Source organism: Segatella copri, assembly GCF_003465495.1.
In the GTDB taxonomy this organism is placed as follows: domain Bacteria; phylum Bacteroidota; class Bacteroidia; order Bacteroidales; family Bacteroidaceae; genus Prevotella; species Prevotella copri_G.
Genome location: NZ_QSAV01000084.1, coordinates 1 through 4,180, shown reverse-complemented (window position 1 = coordinate 4,180; position 4,180 = coordinate 1). Strand labels below are relative to the sequence as shown.

Below are 4,180 nucleotides of genomic sequence, written 5' to 3'. Positions count from 1 at the left end.
AAAAATTGCGGTCGAAAACAAGAGGAAAAGTGAAAAATTGCGGAGAGGAAAAGTGAAAGATTGCGGAAAAGGAAAGTTAAAAGTTGAAAAAGCCTTTTTTATTTTCACTTTTTATTGTATCTTTGCACCCGAAAATAACAATAAAACGTTCAAAGATATGAAATCAGACAGATTAAACAGCGAAGTGGTGCTGAGTTGGGAGGAGTTCTCTCAGCTTCGTGCAGCTATGCGAGAGCATCTTTCAAAGACTGCTCTCGATGAAGTAGAGATTTTCAACGAGATTAATAACTTCAACTTGTAAAGCCATGGCAGAAGAAAAGAAAGAAATCATCAAGATACCTTCATATCAAATGGAGACCAAGAACCTCACGCTTAGCAAATATGACTATAGCGAGGTTCAACAGAATGTTATCACGCTCATACAAGAACAGCTGAAGGAGTATATGACTAAAGATGCCAAAGAAGCAGCCGTCCGCATAGACTCCATGGGCGAGCCGTATATAACAATCGACTGCAACGAAGCTTCAAGGCGAAAGTCGAAAGACTATGTTATACAAGAGATTGAAAAAATGTTTCTCAAGCCTATCTCTTTTCGTTGGAGACATGAATCTTGGGGCAAGGACATTAAGACCATTTGCCCGATAGTGACCGCAATACACGATGTTAAAAGCACATCTTTGGTCAAGGTAAACTACAACCGTTGGGCGATTCCTTTTCTTATCTGGTACGGCAAGGGTATCGGTGGAACTATCTATGATAAGACTATTGCGCTCACGATAAACGGCAAATACACAAAGCGCATCTATAAACTTATATGCTCTTATCGAGACCAAAACAAATACGAGTATGAACTAGATAAATTCAGAGAAGACTTCGCTATACCAAAGTCATACAACACAACTAGAATCAAAGAGAATATTCTTGATAAGGCTAAAGAAGATATAGACAATAGCAATTCAGAAGTCAAGTTTGACTATGAGTTTAAAATGACCAAGGAGGGGAAAAAGAAAGCAAAAGCAACTGCTATCATTTTCAAGATTCAGTGGAAGAAGACCAGGGAGAACCTGAACGAGCAAGAGAATAAAGTCTATTATGACGCTTACACAAAAGTTAGCAGACTAGATGTTGAACCGAGCAAGGTTGTTGGCATCTGCGACCTATTGATGGATAAGAATCTCCTTCAACTCGTAATCGAGAAATACAATTTCTACGATGACCTTGTAGCGTCTGGTGCCAGAATGCAGAACGGACAGCCGTACACATTTGCCATCCTCAAAAACGTGATGAAGAAGCTCATCCGTGAGGAATTGGAGAAACAAGGTGTTGACCCTCGACAAATCGCTTATCTCTACCCAAAGAAGTAACGATTTTTCCATTGAAAAAAATCTCTCCAAAAATTTGGTTATTTGCCGAATTATCAGTAACTTTGCCCCCGAAATTTAGGTACTAGATTGAGCACATTCAAGCAACTGCGTTGCTTATGTGCTCTTCGAGGATGGGGGGCAAGCCCCCTCAACCCCCGTGGCTAGCGCATTAAAACGTATCGATATGGCACAGACATCTTTCAACATTCAGCCGTGCAAGGTCACGGCTTCAGAGCGTCACAACAAGCGAGAGAAAGCTCTCTCTTATGTTCGTTCCGACCTCTCGCACCTCAACGAATGGTGCGACTTTCTCAACGTACATCTGGTTGCATACGATGCCCAGATGCGCACACTCGTAAAGGCAAAGACTGGCAGAAAAATGCAGGAGAAGAGCCGTGCACTTTACGAAGGGATTGCAGTGATCCGTCCAGACACTACAATCGAGGACATCAAGAAACTTGCTGATGCGATGCACCAGAGGTGGGGCTTTCACTTCGTTCAACTCGCCATTCACAAGGACGAAGGATCATGGCAAAAGGACGGAACTTGGAAACCCAACTTGCACGCACACATGGTGTTCGACAAAATCGACCACGAGACAGGAAAGACAATCAAGACAACAGCAAAGGACACTGCCGAAATGCAGGATATGTGCGCTCGCATTTTGGGCATGGAGAGAGGTCGAAGAGGGTCAAAGAAGGAGCATCTGGACGCACTCGAATACAAAGTCAAGGTACAAGAGAAGAGGGCTGCGTTGGCCGAGCACGCTCAGAAAGCGGCAGAGGAGAAGCAAGAAGCAGCTTCAGAGAGAGCAAAAGAAATCGCTATCAAGAACGCAGATGCAGTCTTTAAACTGCAAAATAAGAATGCAGAACTCACTAGAACCGCAAAAGAGGTTGAAAATTTGCGCTCTCAGATGCAATTTTGCAAAGGCATAGTAGATTCTAGAACAAAACGCATTGAAGCGCTCAGAAGCGAAATTTCGGGGCTTTCTGAGCAAAAAAACGAGGTTCTGGAACTGATTGGGCAAAAAGAACAGCTCAAAAAAGACGTTTTGAGCCTTGAATGCAGTCAGCAGGAGACACAGATGGAACTTGACGTGCTCAATGGTGAAGTATTCATGAAAGAGAAGTCTAGAGACATCCTTCAGGGCGAAGTCCAGGAGCTCACTCAGGAGCGAGACAAGGCAAAGCAAGAAACGGCTGCAGCCAGAGCATCTTTGCAGGAATTGACTCGCAACAAAGAGAACGTCAAAACATGGAAATGGGCTTATCAAGAACTGCTTCACATCATTCAGCCAGTTCTTGATGCCATAACACGTCTGGCACACTACAATGGTCGTGGCGGCATGTTCACAGCATTTGAGACCTTTCAAATCAATATGGCATTGGGCAAAGACGATAAGAGGGAAGAACGTGCAGCACGTTACACCAGATGGGCAGAAGAGGACGAGGAAAAGCCACAGTTGTATGGTGGCTACCGCTATCAGTGCGCAGGGGAAGAAATGCAGAAGATAGCAAAGAACGCTTCTGCATACCTCAATAGCATCAAAGAAGGTCAGTCCAGAGGCATGGGATATTAGTCTTTCTGGGGATTAGGGGGCTTCACATACGTCAGCCCCCCAGACCCCCCGACGTAGGCGGACCGCCGCCAGCGGGTGTTTTTCATAGTATTTGTTGGCATTCCAGATATTTTTATTATCTTTGCACCCAAAATCAAACTTCAAAGATATGGGACAGAAAGAAGACATCGAAAAAGTAACAAGCAAGATAATCCTCATTCGAGATACACAAGTTATCATCGATAGGGATGTTGCCGAACTGTATGGAGTGACCACAAGGGAAATCAACCAAGCATTGAAAAACAACCCTCGAAAGTTCCCTTCTGATTTCGTTATCGAGCTGACTAACAGCGAGAAACAAGAGGTTATCAAAAATTTTGATAACCTCAAAGGGCTGAAATTTTCAAGGGTTGCACCTCATGCCTTCACCGAACAAGGCTTATATATGCTTGCCACCATCCTCAAAGGCGACTTAGCTACAGACACTTCACTTGCTATCGTCAGAACTTTCACCAAGCTGCGCCAACTCTCCAGAGCTATGCAACAAGTAAATGAAGAAGTCGCCAAAGGAGGAGAGATTCCAGACGAAAACAAGCAAGGAGTATTCAAGAACCTCATGAACGAAGTTTTTGCAGACCCTCTTCCTGTCAAAGTCCAGAAAATGACCTTTGGAATAAACATCGGCATTTTCAAATGGGAGTTAGAGACAACAAGAGAGCGAAAAGATTAAACCGCTGTTGTTATGTGCTATTAAGTTAGTGTTAGTCTCTTCATTGAGGCTGGACGTCCTCAGCGGAAGCCTATCGTTGTTGTGTGCGATTAAGTTCGTGTTTGCCTCATTACTGAGACTGGACGTGACAGATAGGCTGGAGCCGGAGATTAGAGAAATCTTTTCTTCGGCTCTTCTCATTTCAGAAAAGTGCTCTGACGTTTCCGGATTTCCGTTCAAGTCGTTCTTTGCTTGCAAATTCACAAGTTTTGACAGCCAAAAGTAAAAAGTTTTGACAGCGGGTAAAATCTGCCTTTTATTTATATCGCCTTTCGGCTCTCTTTTCTTTTCTTCTCTTCTTGTTCCCTTCCGCAATTTTTCACTTTTTGTTTTGGTCGAATTTGAGGATGCGAGGGCTTGTCCCTCGCCCCTAAAAAACAAAAAAAATGACCCCAATTTGCCTATTTGTAACCTCTATTTATAAAGAATCTCTTTGTAGGAACGCTATAACACTCTGATTATCAATAGCTCCACGCGCAGAAAAGT

At 43.5% G+C, this 4,180-nt stretch carries 4 protein-coding genes; all 4 read left to right on the top strand.

The genetic code is table 11. The features are described from left to right. Positions 1-301, top strand: a 301-nt coding sequence (locus tag DWV53_RS16010; RefSeq protein WP_220432021.1) for a hypothetical protein, incomplete at its 5' end; no start/stop codon positions are given. Positions 302-305: 4 nt separating this feature from the next. After that, positions 306-1,364 carry a replication initiation protein gene (locus DWV53_RS14910; protein WP_118155396.1) on the top strand — a complete coding sequence of 353 codons (1,059 nt, stop codon included), beginning with the start codon at positions 306-308 and terminating at the stop codon, positions 1,362-1,364. 184 nt (positions 1,365-1,548) lie between these two features. Beyond that, complete coding sequence (locus DWV53_RS14905) at positions 1,549-2,946, top strand: relaxase/mobilization nuclease domain-containing protein (protein WP_118155394.1); 1,398 nt, start codon at positions 1,549-1,551, stop codon at positions 2,944-2,946. A 148-nt stretch (positions 2,947-3,094) separates the two neighbouring features. After that, positions 3,095-3,655 (top strand): ORF6N domain-containing protein, encoded by a 561-nt coding sequence (locus tag DWV53_RS14900; RefSeq protein WP_118155392.1) that lies wholly within the window; start codon positions 3,095-3,097, stop codon positions 3,653-3,655. Positions 3,656-4,180: the final 525 nt, after the last annotated feature.